The 22,939-nt window shown below is 37.1% G+C and carries 17 protein-coding genes and 1 pseudogene; 2 read left to right on the top strand and 16 right to left on the bottom strand.

Annotated elements, in window-relative coordinates; all coding sequences use genetic code 11:
* Positions 1 to 3: 3 nt before the first annotated feature.
* Together MKY81_RS12850 and MKY81_RS12845 are read right to left on the bottom strand one after the other, a co-directional pair.
* Positions 4 to 882, bottom strand: coding sequence for a YicC/YloC family endoribonuclease (locus MKY81_RS12850; protein WP_066230173.1), 879 nt, complete (start codon positions 880 to 882; stop codon positions 4 to 6).
* A 115-nt stretch (positions 883 to 997) separates the two neighbouring features.
* Complete coding sequence (locus MKY81_RS12845) at positions 998 to 3,676, bottom strand: calcium-translocating P-type ATPase, SERCA-type (protein ID WP_066230170.1); 2,679 nt, start codon at positions 3,674 to 3,676, stop codon at positions 998 to 1,000.
* Positions 3,677 to 3,793: 117 nt separating this feature from the next.
* Between MKY81_RS12845 and MKY81_RS12840 the strand changes: the two genes are divergently transcribed.
* Complete coding sequence (locus MKY81_RS12840) at positions 3,794 to 5,500, top strand: Rqc2 family fibronectin-binding protein (RefSeq protein WP_341117986.1); 1,707 nt, start codon at positions 3,794 to 3,796, stop codon at positions 5,498 to 5,500.
* A gap of 143 nt (positions 5,501 to 5,643) precedes the next feature.
* Here MKY81_RS12840 and MKY81_RS12835 read toward each other — a convergent pair whose 3' ends face one another.
* The 6 genes and pseudogenes from MKY81_RS12835 to MKY81_RS12810 form a co-directional block, all read right to left on the bottom strand.
* Positions 5,644 to 6,873, bottom strand: coding sequence for a Zn-dependent hydrolase (locus MKY81_RS12835; protein ID WP_066230159.1), 1,230 nt, complete (start codon positions 6,871 to 6,873; stop codon positions 5,644 to 5,646).
* 18 nt (positions 6,874 to 6,891) lie between these two features.
* The gene (locus tag MKY81_RS12830) at positions 6,892 to 8,100 is read right to left on the bottom strand and encodes a hypothetical protein (protein ID WP_341117985.1); all 1,209 of its coding nucleotides are present in this window, start codon (positions 8,098 to 8,100) and stop codon (positions 6,892 to 6,894) included.
* A 344-nt stretch (positions 8,101 to 8,444) separates the two neighbouring features.
* Positions 8,445 to 9,722 (bottom strand): MFS transporter, encoded by a 1,278-nt coding sequence (locus MKY81_RS12825; protein WP_066230154.1) that lies wholly within the window; start codon positions 9,720 to 9,722, stop codon positions 8,445 to 8,447.
* A 98-nt stretch (positions 9,723 to 9,820) separates the two neighbouring features.
* Positions 9,821 to 10,075, bottom strand: a complete 255-nt coding sequence (locus MKY81_RS12820) for a hypothetical protein (protein WP_244913439.1) — start codon at positions 10,073 to 10,075, stop codon at positions 9,821 to 9,823.
* A gap of 204 nt (positions 10,076 to 10,279) precedes the next feature.
* Positions 10,280 to 11,650: pseudogene (locus MKY81_RS12815) on the bottom strand (amino acid permease).
* Between the two features lie 206 nt (positions 11,651 to 11,856).
* Positions 11,857 to 12,717, bottom strand: coding sequence for an alpha/beta hydrolase (locus MKY81_RS12810; protein ID WP_341117984.1), 861 nt, complete (start codon positions 12,715 to 12,717; stop codon positions 11,857 to 11,859).
* A 138-nt stretch (positions 12,718 to 12,855) separates the two neighbouring features.
* Here MKY81_RS12810 and MKY81_RS12805 point away from each other — a divergent pair, with 138 nt between their 5' ends.
* Positions 12,856 to 13,239, top strand: coding sequence for a VOC family protein (locus MKY81_RS12805; RefSeq protein WP_066230144.1), 384 nt, complete (start codon positions 12,856 to 12,858; stop codon positions 13,237 to 13,239).
* Between the two features lie 79 nt (positions 13,240 to 13,318).
* On the opposite strand, the gene pyrE is transcribed toward MKY81_RS12805, so the two are convergent.
* From pyrE to MKY81_RS12765, 8 genes are read right to left on the bottom strand one after another with little or no spacing between them, the layout of a single operon-like run.
* Positions 13,319 to 13,948, bottom strand: coding sequence for an orotate phosphoribosyltransferase (pyrE, locus tag MKY81_RS12800; protein ID WP_235598295.1), 630 nt, complete (start codon positions 13,946 to 13,948; stop codon positions 13,319 to 13,321).
* A complete protein-coding gene (pyrF, locus tag MKY81_RS12795; RefSeq protein ID WP_066230139.1) occupies positions 13,941 to 14,660 on the bottom strand; it encodes an orotidine-5'-phosphate decarboxylase in 720 nt (239 codons plus the stop codon). The genes pyrE and pyrF overlap by 8 nt, the downstream gene beginning before the upstream one ends.
* On the bottom strand, positions 14,653 to 15,573 hold the full coding sequence (locus tag MKY81_RS12790; RefSeq protein ID WP_107920590.1) for a dihydroorotate dehydrogenase: 921 nt from the start codon (positions 15,571 to 15,573) through the stop codon (positions 14,653 to 14,655). Before MKY81_RS12790 ends, pyrF begins: the two co-directional genes overlap by 8 nt.
* Positions 15,570 to 16,346, bottom strand: coding sequence for a dihydroorotate dehydrogenase electron transfer subunit (locus MKY81_RS12785; protein ID WP_107920589.1), 777 nt, complete (start codon positions 16,344 to 16,346; stop codon positions 15,570 to 15,572). The genes MKY81_RS12790 and MKY81_RS12785 overlap by 4 nt, the downstream gene beginning before the upstream one ends.
* Entirely contained in the window at positions 16,343 to 19,555 is a 3,213-nt protein-coding gene (gene carB / locus MKY81_RS12780) for a carbamoyl-phosphate synthase large subunit (protein ID WP_066230132.1), read from the bottom strand. Before carB ends, MKY81_RS12785 begins: the two co-directional genes overlap by 4 nt.
* Positions 19,548 to 20,639: a carbamoyl phosphate synthase small subunit gene (locus MKY81_RS12775; protein ID WP_066230127.1), complete on the bottom strand. Its 1,092-nt coding sequence runs from the start codon at positions 20,637 to 20,639 to the stop codon at positions 19,548 to 19,550. The genes carB and MKY81_RS12775 overlap by 8 nt, the downstream gene beginning before the upstream one ends.
* Positions 20,636 to 21,922, bottom strand: coding sequence for a dihydroorotase (locus MKY81_RS12770; protein ID WP_107920588.1), 1,287 nt, complete (start codon positions 21,920 to 21,922; stop codon positions 20,636 to 20,638). Before MKY81_RS12770 ends, MKY81_RS12775 begins: the two co-directional genes overlap by 4 nt.
* Positions 21,906 to 22,820 (bottom strand): aspartate carbamoyltransferase catalytic subunit, encoded by a 915-nt coding sequence (locus MKY81_RS12765; protein WP_066230123.1) that lies wholly within the window; start codon positions 22,818 to 22,820, stop codon positions 21,906 to 21,908. Before MKY81_RS12765 ends, MKY81_RS12770 begins: the two co-directional genes overlap by 17 nt.
* Positions 22,821 to 22,939: the final 119 nt, after the last annotated feature.

Below are 22,939 nucleotides of genomic sequence, written 5' to 3'. Positions count from 1 at the left end.
TGATTATTCAATATTTTGTACTTGCTCCCTTATTTTTTCTAGTATCGTTTTCATATCAACAACATAAGATGAAATTTTCGAATGATTTGCTTTTGAACCAATCGTGTTTACTTCCCGGTTCATCTCTTGAATCATAAAGTCAAGCTTTCTTCCAATTGGTTCTTGAAGTAATATTGTATCTTTAAATTGGGCTACATGACTTTCTAACCTTGTAATTTCTTCGTTAATATCTGCTTTTTCGGCAAATATGCCTATTTCGGTCATCAATCTTGCTTCATCAATTATACCATCCGAAAGGTCATTCATACGTTTTTGTAATTTAGTTTGATATTGCTCGACGACTAATGGTGCTAGTTCTTTTATATACAAAATGCGTTGACTAAAGTGTTTTATTTGATCAGATAAATCTTGAAACAGTTCTTTCCCTTCAACTTCCCTCATCGCTTTAAGATTTTGAACTGCTTCTTCAACAGCCTCAAGGACAAGCTGATATATTTCTTCATTCTCATCTTCTTTTTCAACAATTTCTAGAAAATCTTCATTCATTAATATATCCCGCAGTTGAATATCGTCGGGGAAATTATATTTCTGTTTTAACGTGTTTATAAACTGATAATAATCATCAAGTAGATTCCAGTCAATATGTAAACTTTTATGGGTAAGTCCATCACCATCTAACGTAACAAACACTTCTACTCGTCCGCGATTAATGAATTTATTTATTACTTTTTTAATTTTATCATCAATTTTCATTAATTGTCTCGGCATCCGTATATTTATTTCACTAAAGCGGTGATTTACTGATTTAATTTCAACAAATACACCAAATCGCGTAGAATCCTTTTTGCTGCTGCCATATCCAGTCATGCTAAACATTAACATTCTCACATCCCTTATACTAACTGGTATTTATCATTTATGTATATAGTATAGCGGATTTCAAAAAATAGAAAGGTAATAGAGAGTTTCTCTATTACCTTTGGCATTATATCATAATTTACTCTTTTTTTCTTACAAAAAGTGAACCTGCTAGTAAAAAAGTTGGAACTGAGCTTAATCCAACGATTAGTAACCAGTCTTTCGGTATAATCGGTAGCGTATGGAAAATTTGTTGTAACGATGGTACATAAATGACGATTAACATGAGTAGGATCGAAGAAATAACCGCCCAAACTAAGTACATATTGCCAAATGGATTTCGATTAAATACTGATTTTTCACTTCTACAATCAAAAACGTGGATAAGTTGAGTTAATACTAAAGTCGCAAATGCAACGGTTTGAGCATATTCTAGTTGATCCGGATTTTTACGATAAATCGTTAAAAAGGCAAGCAAAGTGACCAATCCTATGAGAAAACCTCTGGATACAACTTTCCAGCCAAGTTTCCTTGCAAATATTCCCTCTTTCGGATGACGTGGTTTTCGTTTCATCACATCATCTTCAGGTTTGTCTAATCCAAGTGCCATAGCAGGTAACCCATCTGTGACAAGATTCACCCATAAAATTTGGATTGGTACGAGTGGCAAAGGAAGTGACATTAACATCGCAAATAACATAACCAAAATTTCACCAACGTTGGATGCTAGTAAATACCGAACAAATTTTCGAATATTTTCGTAAATATTACGACCTTCTTTAATCGCCGCTTTTATCGTGGCGAAATTATCGTCTAATAATATTAAGGATGAAGCTTCTTTTGCAACATCTGTACCCGTAATCCCCATGGCAATGCCAATATCAGCGGATTTAATTGCCGGTGCATCATTAACGCCATCACCTGTCATTGCAACAATATGACCATGATTTTGAAAAGCTTTAACAATTTTTAATTTATGCTCTGGAGAAACCCTTGCAAAAACAGATACTTCCTCTACAACATTTTCTAATTCATCAACGGACATTTCATTTAATGCTGAACCCTCGATTACTTTCGACTTTCCCTTTAAAATACCTAGCTGTTTCGCAATTGCTTTAGCTGTAATAGCGTGGTCTCCAGTAATCATTACCGTTTTAATACCGGCCTCATGACATTCTTTAATCGCTTGTTTCACCTCTGGGCGCGGTGGATCGATCATCCCCTGTACCCCAACAAAAGTTAACCCTTTTTCAGCTTCTGATTCATGCATTATGTTTGTATATTCTTGTAATGGCTTAAATGCAACCGCAATTGTCCTTAATGCCTTCGAAGCTAAATTTTCAATAGAAGATTGTATTCCTCTTTGTAATTCTAGTGATAAGGATTGCATTTTCCCGTCCCACAATACTGATTCACTTAAACCAATTAAAACATCCGGCGCACCTTTAGTAATAACAAACCTTTTTCCATTTTTATCTTTCACGACGACACTCATCATTTTTCTCGTTGAATCGAACGGAAATTCCTTCTCGATTGTAAATTGTTTAAGAATTGATTCCCTCGTCATTCCCGCTTTCATAGCAGAAACAAGCAATGCTCCTTCAGTAGGATCCCCATCGATGATAAATTCATCATCCTTCATTTGGATTTCGGCATGATTACAAAGTAAACCGAAAGTTAGAAGTTGATATAGACTTTTTTCTTTATGCGGAACAATTTCTTCCTTATCCTTATAAAAATTCCCTTTAGGATGATAGCCTGTACCTGATACAGTCCACGTATTTCCACCACTCCACAAATGGGTAACCGTCATCTTATTTTGGGTCATCGTCCCTGTTTTATCGGAACAGATAACCGATGCACATCCTAATGTCTCAACAGCCGGAAGTTTTCGGACAATCGCGTTGTTACGAATCATCCGTTGTACTCCAAGTGACAAAGCAACGGTAACAATTGCCGGCAGACCTTCAGGAATGGCAGCAACAGCTAGTGAAACACCTGCTAAAAACATCGTATACAGATCATGTCCATGAACAACACCTGCTATAACAACTAGCAATGTTAATAGAAGTGCTACAGTAATTAGTATTTTTCCAAGTTGCTCTAACCTTCGTTGCAACGGTGTCATCATTGTTTCGGCATTTTGAATCATATCAGCAATTTTCCCCATCGCAGTATTCATCCCAATGCCGGTGACAATTCCAACTCCATTGCCTCTCGTTACCATCGTCCCCATAAATGCCATATTAGTTAAGTCCCCTAAACTGGCATTTTTCTCCGTGATCGGGTCAATTGTTTTTACAGCTGGCACTGATTCACCTGTTAATGCAGACTCTTCAATTTCTAAATTAGCCGTATGAACTAATCGAACATCCGCTCCAATTCGATCCCCGCTTGAAAATTTCAGAATATCTCCAACGACTACTTCTTTTGATGGAATTTTACTCCACTCACCATTACGTAGTACCACCACTTGTGGCGCAGATAACTCTCTTAATGCATTTAATGATTTTTCTGCTTTTCTTTCTTGAAAGAATCCTAAACAACCATTAATCAACACAATCATAATAATCGCAATTGCATCGATATATTCTCCTAGTAAACCGGAAATTAACGTAGCTGCAAGGAGAACCAATACCATAAAATCTTTAAATTGACTAATAAAAAGCATGAGTGCAGATTGCTTTTCCCCCTCTTGCAACTCGTTCCACCCAAACTGTTTTCGCTTTTTTTCGACTTCACTATCTGATAATCCTTGATCGATGTTTGAATTTAATACCTTTTCAACATCTTTTTCCTTCATTTCATGGAACATCATTCACAATACACTCTCCCCTTACCGAAACCGTAGTTGTCCACCTAATATCAAGTTATTCAGCCCTGTCCCAAAAAATGATATAATGATTAGAAATATTGTAGTAAGGGAATGTGAATTATGTCTTTTGACGGCTTATTAACTAGGGCAATGACAAAAGAACTTGCCGAAATACTTGTTGGAGGAAGGATAAATAAAATCCACCAGCCATACCAAAATGAAATAATTATCGTTATTCGTGCAAACGGAAAAAATCATAAACTACTCATCTCTGCACATCCAAGCTATGCAAGGATCCAATTAACGAACGAACAACATGAAAATCCACAAGATCCTTCCATGTTTTGTATGCTCTTACGTAAACATCTTGAAGGATATTTTATCGAAAATATTTATCAAGCGGGTCTTGATCGCGTGATGATCTTTGAAATTAAAGGTCGTAATGAAATCGGTGACATCTCTTATAAGCAGTTATTCGTGGAAATCATGGGCCGTCATAGTAATGTCATCTTGGTAGATAAAGAAAAAAACATGATCATAGATAGCATTAAACATGTGCCATCATTCATCAATAGTTACCGTACTATTCTTCCAGGTCAAGAATATGTTTTCCCGCCGAAACAGGATAAAACAAATCCTCTTCATTTGACAGAGGATGAGATCGTACGAAAACTTGATTTTAATAGCGGTAAAATGGATAAGCAATTGGTTGAAAATTTTTCAGGACTTTCACCACTTCTAGCAAAAGAAATTGTTCACCGTGCAGGGTTAGTCAATCGTACAACGATTCCAGAAGCAATGATGGACGTCATGAAAGACATATCTACTTACAATAATTGTCCAACAATCATTCAAACAGCCAACAAAGAGGCCTTCTATTTCATACCAATTACTTATTTAAATGGTGAAACTAAATCCTATCGTACAATCAGTGAAATGCTTGATCGATTTTATTTTGGTAAGGCAGAAAGGGATCGTGTTAAACAACAAGGTCATGATTTAGAAAGATTTATTAAAAATGAAAGAGAAAAAAATGAGACGAAAATAGAAAAATTAAAAGCGACATTATTGGAAGCAGAAAATGCAGATCGTTATCAATTATTTGGTGAATTATTAACAGCAAATCTACATTTAGTTAAAAGAGGCATGTCTGAAATAGAAGTGATAAATTACTATGATGAAAATGCTAGAATGGTAAAAATACTTTTGGATCCTAGAAAAACTCCGTCAGGAAATGCACAAAGTTATTTTTCAAAGTATCAAAAGGCAAAAACTGCTCTTGTTATCGTACAAGAACAAATCGAAAAAGCTCGGGAAGAAATGAAATATTTCGATAGCTTATTGCAGCAAATGGAATCCGCATCACCAAAGGATATTGAAGAAATACGAATGGAGCTAGCGGAAGAAGGGTATATTCGTCTTAAACAAAAACGTGGAAATAAAGCAAAGGTACAAAAAATAACCCTTGAGACCTATACTGCTTCAGATGGAACAGAAATTTTAGTGGGGAAAAACAATAAACAAAACGATTATTTAACAAATAAAGTGGCAGGTAAGGACGACGTTTGGTTGCATACAAAAGATATTCCCGGTTCACATGTAGTCATTCGCAGTAAAAATCCAAGTACTGAAACGATTGTAGAAGCTGCAAATCTAGCTGCCTATTATAGTAAAGCAAAAGATTCCTCCTCTGTTCCTGTTGATTATACGAAGGTAAGATATGTAAAAAAACCGAACGGGGCAAAACCTGGTTTTGTCATTTACGAACAACAGCAAACTATATATGTAACACCTGATGCGGACAAAGTGTTAGAAATGAAAAAATAATTTATGGTTAAACTCTAACCATTATTTAATGTGTACCATTTATAAAACATTTTTAAAAGATGATCTCTAAATTTGAACAGAGATCATCTTTATTCATTCATCGCTATTTTGTTAAACCGTGTTAGTTTTTCATTTAATCATGGTTATTCTGTTCCCGTTAATTTCTTTGCTGTTTCAAAAAATATTTGAACGGCATTTGCGATATGTCGGGAGTCCGACCACTCCTCCGGACAATGGCTCAGACCATGTTTACTTGGAATGAATAGCATCCCGACATCCGTAAAGTCAGAAAAAACCATGGCATCATGGCCTGCACCGCTGTTAATTGAACAGTAAGGCAACTCTAACTTACTGCTGATTTCTTTTAATTGAGCGACAATCTCTTGATTCATGGCTTTCGGCCGCATATATAATTGCTGCTCTGCCAAAACTCGAATATCATTTGTGTTATATGACTCTATTAATTCGTTCAGTTTCCGAATGACATTTTGGATATGTTCTTCCTTACCAGACCGTATATCAACTGTAAAAACGCACTTTTTCGGGATGACGTTGGCACCGTTTGGAAAAACATTCAATTGCCCCGTTGTAATGACGGTTCCTTCCCCTTCTTCGATGGCGAGGTCAGGAAATTGAGCAATCATTTTAGCAGCAGTTACAAGTGCATCCGATCGTCGATCCATCGGTGTGGTGCCCGCATGTCCGGCCTGTCCTTCAACAGTGACTTCAAATTGAGTCAGACCGACAATTGTCTCCACTACACCAATCGGAATATTTTTTTCCTCAAGAATCGGTCCCTGTTCGATGTGCAACTCTAGGAAGGCCTTGATTGTTTTAGGATCTCTTTTTTTAGGAAGTAATGGATCCAATCCGATTTTTTCCATTGCTTCTATTGTAGTAATCCCATCTTTATCTTTTAACTTCTTGAAATCTTCTTCACTCAGCAAACCGGTAATCCCTCTTGAACCCATTAAACCTCCGCCAAATCGTGCTCCTTCTTCCTCAATTAATGCAATCACCTCTAGCGGGTATTTAGGTTTAATTTGATTTTCAGCAAAAAGTGCAGCTACTTCAAGACCTGCCACTACACCTGCAGGTCCGTCATAAGAACCTCCATTTGGAACAGAATCAAAATGGGAGCCAATGAGAACACTTGGCGCATTCTTTAGTGTACCATCGAGCTTTCCGAAAATATTACCCAATCCATCTTCATGAACCGTTAATCCGTATTCCTTCATTTTTTCAATCAGATAGTCCCGTGCCTGCCTGTCCTCTTTACTATAAGTAAGCCGTGTTGTCCCATTTCCAGGTGTAGCTGTAAATTGACCTAATGTGTTAATATGTTCTTCAATTCGTGCTTGAAGATTCTTCATTTAAATCGCCTCTTTTATTTATAAGAATTTGACAAAGATGCCTGCAAGTATAACTGATACAATAGTAACGGTGATAAACCCGCCGACCAGCATTGGCGGTAGCATGTGACTTGTCAGCACCTCTTTTTCTTTCTCATCTTTTGTTAATGATTTAATTACTTCATTCGTGATAATGTAGTCAGCTGGAAACCCATATAGGGCAGTTAAGGATATCGCAAATGCCATTTCCTTGCTTACGTTAAAGATCTTACCTGCGACAAATGAGAAAATGTACATCCCGATTACTCCAATCACAATTGTACCTACGAGTGGATAAATAATTTCCAACATCATGCTTGGTGTCGCCTGTTTTAACCCATCGAATATAAATAACATAAGTCCCATAATGGCAAAACCGAACGCATTTGCTTTTTGTAACGTCTGCTTCTCGAGAAAACCAATGCTTTTTCCAATTATCCCAAACAGTAAGCACAGAACAAACGGGCTTATTGATATAACAGGTGCCAATAGAGTGGAAACAATATAGGCAAGTAAAGCAACCAAAGCAAGTCTAAAAAACTTAAAGTACTCTGTGTTATATTTTTCCGGAAGTTTTTTAAAAAGTTTAAGCTCTGTCGACATTACAGATTCTAGGGAAGCTGCAGTTTCAGCCGCCGAATGAGCTTGCGCCTTCACGGCTATTTCACCCTTGCGATACTGGTCAAGTAGTTTTTTCCCTTCTTTTTTTAACATGATTGAAGTAAGAGGGTATCCGGCAAATCCCTGCATAACGTAAATGACGATAGCAAATACCGATAGAGAAGCGAGACCTGCTTCCTTTGCCCCTTCTGACATGATCAAAGCGGACACGATACCACCTACCAGTGGCGGAATACCGACAACAACTGTTTTAAATCCATAAATAAAGGTTCCAATCCCCAACAACAGGACGATAATCCCTAATATCCCTGAAAGGGCAATAATAATAGTCTTCCATTGTTGTTTCAATTCTTCTAGGGACAGCAATGTTCCCATATTTGTAATTAGGAGGTACATCAGCATCGTTGCAACTACCGACGGTATACCAGCAATTGAAACGATTTCCTTTGGAAAGAATGTCCAATATCCGATAAGAAATAGAATTGCTGAAATAAAGATTGATGGCACCCAGGCTTTGGTTCGTACCGCCACCCAGTCTCCAATTAAAAGAATAAAAACGACAATGACTAAAGCTAGCATTTGCGGCATAAAGTTTACCTTCTTTCTATGATGTTGTATTTATTCGCATAACGAAGGAATAAATAATATTAATACAATAATATAATTATACTTTTCCGTCAATTCTAATTATTAATAATTTTCGTGCAACCGCTTTCAAAATAATAGATGCAGCAAATATTCATTTAACGTAAAAAGCACCTTCCTCCGAGGAAAGGTGCCTTTTATCGTTTTTCAGTAGAACTGGAAACTAGTCAAACTCAAAATGAATAGAGGTTTTAACTGTTACTACTTACGGGCGGAATAGCAATAATCTCTCTTTGAAAACTTCTTAAGTTGGATAACAATTTATTACCTTTTCTTTTTCTGTTGGACTAATGACCATCAGCCCCTTGTTCAGCTTCAGGTTTAATCGCAAAAAAAGTCGCAATCGCGGCAATTAAGCTCAAACCACTAAGCATGTAAAACCATGAATTTTCAGCACTTTTCATTAAAATAGCCATAACTGGCGGGCCTGCAGCTACACCGATAAAACGCATCGAGCTATATATCGAGGAAACCGTCCCACATTCTTGTTTTTTAATTCCTGAAGTTATAAAGGCATCAAGGCACGGTAAACTTACTCCTATACCAATTCCGCCTATTGTAAATAGCATCAACATAAACCACATTGTCTTCGAAAAACCTAGCACTGCTATCGATATAACCAATAAAATTATCCCTATAAACGTGACCCATTTCATTAAAACTTTGTTTTCTTTTATTAATTTCCCAGTAGTATAAGAAGCTAAGCAAAGAGCTGCTAATGGGATGGCAAGCAGAAGCCCCTTTTTTATATTTTTAATATGATAAACTTTCTCCAAAGTATCAGATAAGTAAAATAAAACGGAAAATAATACAAACATTAAGATAATCCCTATCATAAATATAGAATACAGCCATCTTGAATTATTTTTAAATGTTTCTTTTACGCTAGCAATAAATTTCTTAAAAGGAATCGGTTCTTGTCTTTTATTTGGAGTTTTCACTAGAAATAACATAAGTAAAATTGAAATTAAACAAAAAACAGGGATTGAAAAAAAGGGAATAAACCAATAAAATCCCGCTAAAAATGCCCCTAAAATCGGGCTCAAAACTTTTCCAAGTGTATTAGACGTTTCAATTAGTCCTAATGAGCTGCTTACTTCTTCGTCTGTCTTAAACATGTCGCCAATAAGCGGCATCACAATTGGGAAAGCTCCCGCAGCCCCTGCCCCTTGTAAAGCACGTCCGATTAAAATCATCCAATAGGGATGCTCCATTTTCCACCCCGCCCATGCAGCAATGAGTCCTCCAATCCCTGTAATGATCAAGCTTGGGATAATCACCTTTTTTCTCCCTATATGATCTGATAAAAATCCCGCAATAGGGATAAGAATGATGGCAACAATGGAGTAAATCGTAATAATAAAACTGCTTTGAAAAGAAGAAATGTCTAATTTGTTCTCCATAACCGTAAGAACCGGAATTAGCATCGAATTTCCAAGCGTCATGACAAGCGGTATTGAGGATATTGATAATACCGCCCATCTTTGATTATTCGATTTATTTTTCGAACGACTTTTTGAGCCTTTTTTTGATTTTATCGATTGAATATTTTCAACATAATCCATCAGATACACGCCTTTTTATCATAGTTATTTATTATTCTCTTTCATTTCCCGTGCGGATCGGTAAATCTTAGTGTTCATACTCCCTTGTATAATATTTTCTAAAAAAATTCACCTATTAACTCCAAATAGCTCTCATCCTCGAACATCTTTTTATCTTGTAATTCCATTTCGGCAAGTCCATCATAAATAGAAACAAGTGCATATGTATGATCATTTCCTGTTATTGGAGTTAATAATTCCACCTGATGATTATAATTTTCATTCCTAAATTTTTTTATTGCTTTAAGATTTTCAATTCCTTCTTTAAATTTATCTTGCTTTATTTCAAATGTTTGATAAACATATATTGGCATTGATGTCACTCCTAAAAATGAACTTTTGTATGTATAATATCCGCTTAAAACCTTCATTTATTCTTACAAAAAATAGAAGTAGGTATCTCATTTCACGAATAGAACTATTTAAGTGGTTGAATAAGTCCTTAATAGGGTTTGGTCTTCATTTTGGATATCATGTACATAAGTAGAGCTCCACCTTATTAATAGGCGGAGCTTATTTTATATACCTTGTGGATATAAATTATCACTTTTTTTCCTTCTCTTAACAAAATGCATGATAAGCACAACTACAACAATAAGAGCAACAAATAAGAGACTGACAAAAAATCCAAGCCTGCTTGTCTTATGAAATAATGTTCCGCTCACTGCAAACAAAATCAAAGCCATACCTGTAAATCTTTTTACATGATCAAAACCAGAAGCCTTAATAAACCTTGGAAAAGAAATAAGAATAAAAAACCAGTTATATAAGAGCATTAATCCTGCAGCCGTTGTAATGTATTCATATACACGATCCGGCATAACACGAGAAAGAATGATTGAAACAATCAAACCACAAATGGTGAGACATAATGCAAATGGAGGGACCTTTAATTTCCCCTTTTTAGCAAATACTTTAGGTGCATCACCATCTTCTGCTAATGTTACAACCATACTTGTCACAGCAAATAACGAAGCGGCCATCGTTGAAAAACCGGCGATAATAATTCCCCCATTAAATAAATGTGGAAAAAAGGAAATATTGTATTGATCAAGAGCAATAACAAAGGGACTCTCCTTTGAATAAAATTAACTGGCGGTTACTAGACCTGTTGCTAAAATAAGTGAGATGAAATATATGAGGGTTAATATCATTAACATAATGGTCCCTGACTTTTTCGCATCTTCTTTCTTCTTTAATCTTGTCGCCATAATCCCCATAATTTCAATCCCACCGAATGCATAAAATCCAAAAATCAACGATGACCATAACCCCTTCATTCCATTCGGCAAGAATTCCTTTCGAGTTTTCGGCAGTGTAAAGTCGTGATGGTGTCCTCCAAATAATCCAAAGAGAACAGCAATTGCTAAAATAATAAACATAAAAATAGCAGCAACTTTAATTATAGCAAAAACATTTTGAGCCCGTTCAAAGCCTTTTGTTCCTATAATCACCACTACGATTCCAAGAATCGCATATCCAGTTGCAAATAACCATAATGGAGTGTTAGGAAACCAGAAACGAGTTAGAATTGAAAGTGCAGTTAGCTGACTCCCGGTTATTAACATTTCCGAAAACCAATACACCCACCCGCTACTGAAACCCGCCCATGGACCAAATGCTTTCTTAGCGTACGAACGAAACGACCCTTTTTGAGGATCCTTAGCAGACATTTTTGTTAAGGCATCCGTTACAATATATGTACCAACTCCAGCTAACAAAAAGGTAATAAGAATTGAGGTTCCCGTCAGCTTAATCCCAATTCCAGAACCGAGGAAATATCCCGTCCCAATAATACATCCTACCCCAATAAGGGAAAGCTGCCACCAAGCTAATTTCTTTTCCTTCTCCTTACCGCCTTTTCCCCCTACACTTTCAGGAATCTCCATTAATAATTCCCTCCTTAGAATCTACATTAGTATGAACAGACTAAATTTCTATTATGTACTAGCCTTCCTTTTTAACTTAAAAACTGGATGTTTTACATAATTACGTCTGACAATAAGTAGAAAAGGTGAAGGGAACATTTATAAAGAAATGATTACGGGACTCAGGTTTTTTATTAAGTTATTATACTGATAATATGAATTCATCTTTAGTTGTATTTTTCTAAAAATTTGATCACTGCATTGGTCATATTGGTTGCTTCTTCGTTTTTGGATGTTCCGAGAAGTTCGGTTAATTCGCTATGGGAAAGAGTTCGTGCTTTAAAACTGGCTACTTTGTTACCGGATTTTTTTGTTGTATCCAAAAATTTACCTATACCATTATTTCCATGATCAATCAATAACGTTGGCGGAAGATCTTTATTTGATGCATAAGTAATTGGTGAGGCTTTTTCCCATACTTTTTGATCGTTTCCGAATACCTTTTTGTAAGTACCAAATCTTTTGATAAAATCTGTTAAATCAAGCGGGCCTTCTATATCTACAACTGAATTAATCAATTTGTATGAAAGTCCCACATTACTCAAAAAATGAGGATTTGTAACGACTAGCAATATTAAATGAGCGCCGGCAGAATGGCCAATCAAGTTTATTTTAGTTCGGTCAAAATGATAGTTGTCGGCGTTGTCGTACACCCATTTTATCGCATTGGAAACGTCATTTGCCATTTCCCGATAGCTTGCTTCTGGAGATAAACGATAGTTAATTGAAATGAATGCATAACCATTTTCAGTAAAAAAATTAGGTTTATCTGAAACGCTTTTTTTATCCCCACCTCTCCATCCACCACCATGTGCATAAATAATAACGGGTAGATTTTCCCCGTTTTGATTTTTAGGTGTATAGATATCTAATGTTTGCTTCGGATTATTACCATATTTTAGATTCGATTCTTTTACCTCTTGTCCACTTGCATGCTGAAAATAATAAAATGCAGTTCCTAAAATGAGAATACAGAAAACGTTAAATGATAAAAGTCTTGGTTTCAATTGTATTTTCCCTTTTTTCATCTCAAACTCCTTCAATGCACGATTCATGTTTCTAGAATTAAACAACTTATAAGTCCTTAGGACATTTTAAATTTGTATTACAATAGTACAAACTAGATTATAATAAAAGTACCAAAGATCAAAGGAGACAAATACATTATGAAAATTATTGTTACCAGCATCTTCGTTCAAGATCAAGATAAGACATTGAAGTTTTATACAGAAACGTTAGGCTTTATAAAAAAGCATGACGTTCCTGTCGGAGAATTTAGATGGATAGCTCTTGTTTCTCCTGATGGTCAAGACGGAACCGAGCTTTTGCTCGAACCGAATGACAATCCGGCCGCCAAAGAATATCAAGAGAAGATATTTTCCCAAGGCATCCCAGCAACAATGTTTGGCGTTGAAGATGTTCGCGAAGAATACAACCGATTAATAAAACACGGAGTGAAGTTTACTATTGAACCGACAGAAATGGGCGACGTCACATTGGCTGTCTTCGATGATACATGTGGCAACCTTATTCAGATTGCCCAGCAGTGACTTTATGACGAAGAGTCCTCATAATGAAAATGTACCCTACTATAAAGGGTACATTTATTGTTGAGACAGTCTTTTCCGATTATTTTTTCCAATCTGTTGGATTTTCCCGCCATTCTTTAAGTGTTTCAAGGTCTTCCTCTACTATCACACCTTTTTGAAGTGCGACATCAATTAATTCTGTATATGTTGCTAATGAATATGCCGGTATCTTCGCTTCCTTCAATTGTTCTTTTCCCTTAGCAAGTTCGTAAGTGAAAATAGAAACGACTCCTAATACCTCACAGCCGACACTTCTTAGTGCTTCCACAGCTGTAATAACACTACCACCTGTCGAGATTAAATCTTCCACGACGACGACTTTTTTACCTTCAGAGACTTTCCCCTCTATTTGATTTCCTTTTCCATGTGCTTTCGCTTTTGAACGTACATAACACATCGGAAGCTGTAGTTGGTCACTGACCCATGCTGCATGAGGAATTCCTGCTGTTGCCGTACCTGCGATGATTTCAACATCTGGAAAATGAGTAGTAATCAATTCACTTAATCCTTTGGCTATTTCTTTTCGAAGGGAAGGATAGGATAAGGTAAGTCGATTATCACAGTAAATTGGTGAAAGAATTCCGGATGACCAAGTAAATGGATCGTTAGGTTTCAAAAATACAGCTTCTATTGATAAAAGTTGTTCCGCAATTAAATTCGAATTAGTCATTTCCATTTCCCTCCCATAATTGTTTAACCTTTAAATATGTTTGCAGTGGGTCAGCCGACTTTGTGATAGTTCTTCCAACAACAATCGCAGATGAACCAATGTTTCTAGCAGATTGTGGGGTAACTACTCGTTTTTGATCATCGATAGAATCTTCCTCAAGGCGAATACCAGGAGTAACGCGGAGAAACTCTTTATTCGTCACCTTTTCAATTTCTCTTGCCTCAATTGCCGAACAGACAACACCATCTAAACCTGATTGATAGGTAAGTTTGGCATAATGCAGAACAGAATGTAAAATTGAATGTTCAATTAGCTGCTCATTTTTCATTTGTTCTTCAGAAGTGCTTGTTAATTGTGTGACAGCAATTAATAATGGACGCTTTTTACCAATTTCTGTTCCTGCTTCGAGTCCTGTAAGAGCTGCTTTCATCATATTTGATCCACCAGCTGCATGCACATTTACCATGTCAATATCAAGACGTGCCAATCCCTTCATCGCATGATGAACCGTATTTGGTATATCATGAAGTTTCAGATCAAGAAAAATTTTATGACCGTACTCCTTTAATTTTCCAATTAATTCTGGACCTGTTTGGTAAAATAATTCCATTCCTACCTTTACATAAAGGGATTCTGAATCGAACGCACGTAAAAAATCTATCGTTGAATCATAATTAGAAAAATCTAATGCGATGATAGGTGTATTAATCATGATCTTCCCAGCTCCTTCCGATCAATTCCGAAATATGTGAAAATCCTAATTCATCCAGTTTATTTGGTAATTCATTTATTAATTTTTGGCAAATAAATGGATCAATAAAGTTTGCTGTTCCTATTGCTACTGCACTAGCACCTGCGTAAAAGAATTCGATAATATCATCAACAGATTGAATACCGCCCATACCGATAATTGGTATTGACACTTGTTGGCTAACTTCATATATCATTCGGATTGCGACCGGTTTAATTGCCGGACCAGATAGACCACCTGTCCGGTTTGCTAATATTGGCTTTCCTGTGCGAATATCAATATTCATCCCGAGAAGCGTATTAATCATTGTTAGTCCATCGGCCCCCGCTTCTTCTACCGCTTTTGCCATATCAACAATATTGGCAACATTAGGGGAGAGTTTCACATACACAGGAACTTCTGAAACTTGCTTTACTTGTTTCGTTAAATCATGAGCAACTTCAGGAATTGTTCCAAAAGCAATTCCACCCGTTTTCACATTAGGACATGAAATATTAAGCTCAAGTGCTTTCACATTTGGGGCTTTTGATATTTGTTTCGCCACTTCTACATAATCCTCAGTCTGAGAGCCAGCAACATTCGCAATAATCGGTACATCAAATTGTTCTAACCATGGAAGTTCATTTTCTAATACTGATTGGAGTCCTGGATTTTGTAATCCAATCGCATTTAACATTCCTGCAGGAGTTTCGGCAACACGTGGTGTAGGATTCCCAAATCTCGCCTCATAAGTTGTTGCCTTTATCATAATAGAACCGAGGATACTTAAATCGTAGAACTGACTATATTCCTTCCCGAAGCCAAAGCATCCAGATGCGGGCATGATTGGGTTTTTTAACGACAATCCTGGTAATTCTATATTCAAGCGACTCATATAATCACCTCTCCAATTTTGAATACCGGACCATCACTGCAAACCTTGCGATATTTCGTACCAGACGGATCATCTGCTAGATGACAGACACATGCAAAACATGCGCCAATTCCACAACCCATTCTTTTTTCTAATGAAATATATCCTTCAATTGCTGGGTACTTATTTTCCAACGCTTTTAACATCGGCATTGGTCCACATGAATAAAGACAGTCAAAGGAGAGATCTTCTTGCTCCAATACATCCGTAACAAAGCCTTTTGTCCCTAATGAACCATCTACCGTTGCCACATATGTTTTTCCTAATCTACTAAATTCGTCCATATAGAATACTTTACTAGCCGTTTCATGACCTAATACATGGAAAACCTCAACACCTTGTTTGACAAGTTGCTTGGATAATTCATAGAGTGGAGGAACGCCAATTCCCCCGCCAACTAACAACGCTTTCTCACCTTTTTTTCTTTCGATCGGAAAGCCGTTTCCTAAAGGTCCAAGAACATCAATCGTTTCTCCGGCTTTTTTATGTGAAAGTATACGTGTTCCTTTCCCATCAGCCCGATAAATCATAGTAAATCTTTTGTTGGTGTGATCAATTTCAGCTATACTGATAGGTCTTCTTAATAATGGTTCGATAGATTTCGAAATTCGTAGGTGAACAAATTGACCCGGCTGCTTCATTTCATTAACAAGCTCACCTTCAAGGCTTAATTCAAATATTTGCGAAGCAATTTCCCTCTGAGAGCTTATTTTCATCTTCTCTTGCTTAATCATATCGTTACCACATCTTTTTTGATCTGATTTGCTGGCATCGCTTCTGACGAGAACGTCATTGATTCAAGCACCCTTAAGATGGCCTCAGCCGTATCTAATGATGTTAAACATGGAATATTATTTTCTACTGCTTCACGGCGAATTCTAAATCCATCACGCTCAGGCTGCTTTCCTTTTGTCAATGTATTTATGACAATTTGAACTTTTCCGTTTTTAATAACATCCAGCAGTGTAACGCCATCTGAGCCGATTTTATCAACAACATCCACTTTTAATCCTGTCGCTTGAAGGCTACCGGCAGTACCACTTGTTGCCATAAGCGTAAAGCCGATTGCGTCGAATCGCTTAGCAAGTTGGGTTGCCTCCTCTTTATCCTTATCAGCAACAGTAAACAGTACCGTTCCATAGTTTTGAATTTTCATACCTGAAGCTACTAGGCCTTTATACAATGCCTTTTCCAATGTCATATCTTTCCCCATTACTTCGCCAGTAGATTTCATTTCTGGTCCTAATGTAATATCGACTCTTCGAAGCTTAGCAAAAGAGAAAACTGGTACTTTCACATACACACCTTTCTTCTCCTTAACAAGGCCTGTTCCGTAACCTAAATCTTGAAGGCTTTGACCTAGTATCACTTTTGTTGCTAGATTTGCCATCGGAACATTCGTAATTTTACTTAAAAACGGTACTGTTCGACTTGATCGTGGATTTACCTCAATCACATATAATTGATCATTTGATATGACGTATTGGATATTTAATAACCCAATTATATTAAGTCCTTTTGCTAGTTTCGTTGTGTATTCAACAATTTTATTCTTCATGCTCTCTGAAATACTTTGTGTTGGATACACGGCGATTGAATCCCCAGAGTGAACACCCGCACGTTCAATATGTTCCATAATTCCCGGAATTAATATGTCTTTTCCATCGGAAATGGCATCTACCTCGATTTCTTTTCCAATTAAATAGCGATCGATTAATACTGGATGATTCGGATTTACTTGAACAGCATTTTCCATATATTGATATAATTCTTGCTCGTGATAAACGATTTCCATAGCTCTGCCTCCTAATACATAGGAAGGGCGAACTAGCACAGGATAACCGATATCATTAGCTATTGTTACCGCTTGTTCAACTGAAAAGGCTGTTTTTCCAAGTGGTTGACGGATATTCAATTGTTCCAACGCTTGCTCAAATTTATCGCGATTTTCGGCACGATCAAGGCTTTCTAACGATGTTCCGAGAATTTTGACACCTCTTTCCACAAGTTGTGATGCAAGGTTAATGGCTGTTTGGCCACCAAACTGGACGACTACCCCTTCAGGCTTTTCAAGGTCGATTATATGCATTACATCTTCAATTGTTAGCGGTTCAAAATATAGTTTATCTGAGATACTAAAATCGGTTGAAACCGTTTCTGGATTACTATTAATAATGATTGCCTCATACCCTGCCTCTTGAATCGCCCAAACGGAATGGACAGTTGCATAATCAAACTCGACACCTTGCCCGATGCGGATCGGACCAGAACCTAAGACAACGACACTTTTTTTATCTGTTACGATCGATTCATTTTCTTCTTCATACGTACCATAAAAATACGGTGTTTCCGATTCGAATTCTGCCGCACATGTATCAACCCTTTTATAAACAGGGATTAAATGATGTTGCTTTCTCCATTCGTAAACAGTTTTCTCATCTGAATTCCAAAGTCTCGCAAGCTTATGATCGGAAAATCCATATTCCTTTGCTTGTTTAGCTGTTTCTTTGTCAAATGGTTTATTGATTAATTCTTTTTCAAAGTGGATAATTTTTTGTATTTTATATAGGAAGAATAGGTCTATTTGACTCCATTCGTGAATCGTTTCGATTGTCACACCTCTGCGAAGTGCTTCACTTAAGTAAAAGATTCGTTCATCGCCAGCTTTTCGAATTCTCTTTTCAATCAGTTCATCACTAATTTGATCTGCATCAGCCAGTTCAAGATGATACGTATTGCTTTCTAGAGAACGAACTGCTTTTAATAATGATTCCTCGAAGCTTCTTCCTATTGCCATTACTTCCCCTGTTGCTTTCATTTGTGTTCCTAGTCTACGATTAGCTGATTCGAATTTATCAAACGGCCAGCGAGGGATTTTCGTAACAATATAATCTAATGCCGGTTCAAAACATGCATATGTTTTTCCTGTTACAGGGTTTATCATCTCGTCTAAAGTTAATCCCACTGCAATTTTTGCGGCTAGCTTTGCAATTGGGTAGCCAGTTGCTTTCGAAGCGAGAGCAGATGAGCGACTAACTCGTGGGTTTACTTCAATGATATAGTAATTAAAGCTATATGGATCAAGCGCTAACTGCACATTGCAGCCACCTTCGATTCCTAGTGCACGAATGATTTTTAATGAAACATTTCTAAGTAAATGGTATTCTCGATCACTTAATGTTTGGCTTGGAGCGACAACTATTGAGTCACCTGTATGGATTCCTACTGGATCGATATTTTCCATATTACATACAACAATTGCATTATCATTCGTATCACGCATCACTTCATATTCAATTTCTTTATAACCTGCAATGCTTTTTTCTAAGAGACATTGGTGAACTGGACTGTTATTTAACCCGCTTGTGACGATTTCTTTTAATTCCTCATCGTTTTCACAAATGCCTCCGCCTGTACCACCTAATGTGTATGCAGGTCGGACGATTACTGGGTAGCCAATATGTTTCACAAATTCGAATGCTTCATCTAGAGAATGAATAATATCACTTTCAGGTACAGGTTCATTTAAGTCTTTCATCAAGCTGCGAAACTCATCACGATCCTCTGCTTGCTTAATGGCAGATAATTTTGTTCCTAACACTTCCACATTGCATTCCTCGAGTATGCCCGCTTGTGCTAATTCCATTGCCATGTTTAACCCTGTCTGTCCACCTAATGTAGGCAAAATGGCATCAGGCTTTTCCTTACGAATAATTCTACTGATGAATTCTAATGTTAAAGGCTCGATGTATACAACATCTGCAATTTCAGTATCTGTCATAATCGTTGCAGGGTTAGAGTTTACAAGAATAACACGGTAACCTTCTTCCTTAAGTGCTAAGCATGCTTGTGTACCTGCATAGTCAAATTCAGCCGCTTGGCCGATAATAATCGGTCCTGAACCGATTACTAAGATACTTTTAATGTCTTTACGTTTAGGCATGTTGTTTCACCGTTCCTTTCCATTCTTCGATTCGTGATAAAAATTGATCAAATAAGAAATTCGTATCTTCAGGTCCAGGTGATGCTTCTGGATGATACTGTACAGTAAACACCGGATGAACTTGGTGCTCAAGTCCTTCAATTGTTTGATCATTTAAATTTATTTGAGTGACACGTAATTGTGTTGTTTGGATTGATTCTTCGTTCACCGCATATCCATGGTTTTGTGATGTGAAAAATACTTTTCCAGTGTGTAAATCTTTTACTGGATGATTTGCCCCGCGATGACCGAATTTTAATTTATACGTATCAGCTCCACATGCTAATGCAAATAATTGATGTCCTAAACAAATGCCGAAGATTGGTAGCTTCCCTATTAACTCTTTTATCATCTTGATTGCCTGAGGAACATCTTTCGGATCACCAGGTCCATTAGACAACATAACACCATCCGGCTTTAATGCTAAAATTTCAGCTGAACTTGTATTATATGGTACGACCGTTACATCACAATCTCGTTTATTAAGTTCTCTTAATATCCCATGTTTTGATCCGAAGTCAACTAACACGACATGATGCCCACGCCCAGGACTAGGATAAGCTTTTTGGGTCGATACTTGTTCAACTTGATTAGTAGGGAATTCTTGATTTTTTAATTGGTTTATCACTTCAGCTGGATTAGCAGAAATATGACAAATGGCACCTTTTAATGTTCCATATTGACGTATGATCCGGGTTAATTTTCTCGTGTCAATTCCAGAGATACCTGGAATATTTTTAAGTTTTAAAAATTCGGATAAACTCATATCATTCCGCCAGTTTGATGGAAACTCAGCTGCTTCCTTCACGATTAACCCTTTAATTGATGGTTGAATGGACTCATAATCATCACGATTAATTCCGTAGTTACCGATAAGCGGATAAGTTAGTGTAACGATTTGGCCGCAAAATGATGGATCTGTTATTGTTTCTTGATAGCCAGTCATCCCTGTTGTAAAAACAATTTCACCCACCATTTCAATCTCACTACCAAATGCCTTTCCAATCATGACTGTTCCATCTTCTAAAATTAATTGTCGTTTCATTTTCCAGCACCTCCTTCATTCCATTTCAATTCGCCGTCTACAAATGTTGCAACAGGCCAACCTTTACAATGCCATCCTGTAAAAGGTGTATTTTTTCCTTTCGATTCAAACTCTAAAGGATTGATGGCCATCTCTTTTTCTAAATTGATTAACGCAATGTCTGCGGCTGCTCCTACTTCCAATCGTCCGGATGACAATTGAAAAGCCTTAGCTGGAGCAATCGTTAGCCAATCAACTAATTGATTTAAAGTAAATATCCCTGTTTCAACGAAATGAGTGTATAGTAGTGGAAATGCCGTTTCTAAACCGACAATTCCAAATGGAGCGCTGCTCATTCCTTTACTTTTTTCTTCACTTGTGTGTGGCGCATGGTCGGTCGCAATGAAATCGATTGTTCCGTCTAATAGCCCTTCAAGAAGTGCTTCGCGGTCTTCCTTTCCTCTTAATGGCGGATTCATTTTATAATTTGTATCAAGACTTGGAATATCTTCGTCACATAAGAGTAAGTGATGTGGCGTGACTTCCGCCGTGACATGAATTCCCGCTCTTTTAGCATCGCGGACGAGGCGAACGGATTCTTTTGTGCTTATGTGGCAAACATGATAGTGACACCCGGCAGCTTCTGCAAGGAGAATATCTCTTGCAATATGAACGGACTCACAAACAGAAGGAATTCCTGGAATGTCATGCTTTTTAGAAAAATCTCCCTCATGTACTGCTCCGCCATAAATTAGTGAATTATCTTCACAGTGTGCAACAACTGCCATATTAAGTGCAGCCGCTCGTTTCATTGCCTCAAACATCGTACTTGCTGTTTGTACTCCTACGCCATCATCAGTAAAAGCGAATGCACCATTTTCCTTTAATCCTGCAAAATTTGTCAGTTCTTCCCCTAACTGACCTTTTGTAATTGCTGCATATGGTAATACCTTTACATGGGCTGTTTCTTCAATCCGGTTCATCAACCATTGCATTTGTTCAGGTGTATCCGGAACCGGCTTCGTATTAGGCATGCATGCAACGGTAGTAAACCCACCTTTAGCCGCAGCCATTGTTCCTGTTTCTATCGTTTCTTTATGCTCACCACCCGGCTCCCTTAAGTGAATATGTAAATCGATAAATCCTGGTGTTAGTAAACTGCCATTTGCATCAAAAATCGTTTCATCATATATTTCTAACTGTTCTCCAATTTCTTTGATTACACCGTTATGAATACGAATATCAGCCTGCATTTGTTTTCCATTTCCTGCTAAAATTTTTCCGTTTTTAATAATGTAATTCATGTAAACAACCCCTAACTGAATTTTCTAATGCTCGTTTAATGACAGCCATACGAATATAAACGCCATTTGCCATTTGCTTAAAAATTCTCGATTTTTTGCTCTCAACTAGTTCATCAGCAATCTCAACATTTCTATTGATTGGTGCAGGATGCATGATAATACTTCCGTTTTTCATTCTGCTTTCGCGTTCCACCGTTAAGCCATATTGTTCATGGTATTGTTTTGCTGTATAAGTAGATTGTCCTTGATGTCTTTCATGTTGAATTCTGAGAAGCATGACAACATCTGCCTGTTCGATCGCTTGATTAATAGGTACATAGTTTCCTAGTGAAAATGTGTGGTCAAACCATTCAGGTGGGCCCGAAAACACTACATTTGCCCCTAGTTTTGTTAAAGCTTCCATATTTGAACGGGCTACTCGACTATGTGAGATATCGCCTATTATCGTAATATTTAAGCCACTGAAACCACCGAATTCTTGTTTAATGGTGAATAAATCTAGTAATGATTGGGTTGGGTGCTGACCACAACCATCCCCTCCATTAATAATCGGAATATTTATTTTTGGTACTAATTCCTTATAATAATGATCCTGATTATGCCGTATAACTGCTAGGTTTACACCAATCGATTCTAGTGTTTTTACTGTATCGTACAATGTCTCACCTTTTTGCAAGCTAGACGTACTAGTTTCAAACGGAATGACTTCTAACCCTAACTTTCTTTCCGCCATTTCAAAACTGCATTTCGTTCTTGTGCTTGGTTCAAAAAATAAATTTGCTGCATACATTTTTTTAGGCGATGACCATGTACTGCCGTCCTTAAACATTTGAGCTTCTAGCAAAATTTCATTAATATCTGCATTTGTTAAATCCGCCATTGTTAATAAATGACACAAAGTAAATTCCTCCTTTTAAAAAAAACGCCCTATCTTAAATTAGGGCGTTTTTTTAATGTGTAACTTCATGTACACATTGAATGAAACACCCTTGTAAGTCTCTCTGGACTTCACTTAAA

The organism is Heyndrickxia sp. FSL W8-0423 (genome assembly GCF_038009395.1).
Lineage (GTDB): Bacteria > Bacillota > Bacilli > Bacillales > Bacillaceae_C > Heyndrickxia > Heyndrickxia sporothermodurans.
This window is presented reverse-complemented; position numbering and strand designations above follow the sequence as displayed.